The sequence below is a fragment of the Streptomyces sp. WM6378 genome, assembly GCF_001279695.1.
GTDB lineage: Bacteria > Actinomycetota > Actinomycetes > Streptomycetales > Streptomycetaceae > Streptomyces.
Genome location: NZ_LGDD01000266.1, coordinates 1 through 221 on the forward strand (window position 1 = coordinate 1; position 221 = coordinate 221).

The following is a 221-nucleotide window of genomic DNA, read 5'->3' on the forward strand; positions in this document are numbered from 1 at the left end:
CGGTGTTCCGCGCTATGCCGGTGGTATGCGGTATGCGCAAGGGGGTGGGCTCAGGGCCTATGAACAGGCCGCCCGTGAACGGGTACGGATGCTGGCGGCTGAGGGCTTTGAGCGGGGCGGGAAGAACACGGTCATCGCGAAGGATCTGCGGGTGAGTGTCCGCTCAGTCGAACGCTGGAGGCGGGACTGGAGGGCTCACGGCAGGGCCGGTTTGCGTAGTT

1 protein-coding gene is annotated in these 221 nt (G+C 66.1%); it reads left to right on the plus strand.

Translation table 11 applies throughout. From position 1 onward, the window contains the following. Positions 1-25: 25 nt before the first annotated feature. Positions 26-221 (plus strand): helix-turn-helix domain-containing protein (locus ADK54_RS43630; RefSeq protein WP_199827005.1); only part of this gene is annotated, 196 nt, incomplete at its 3' end.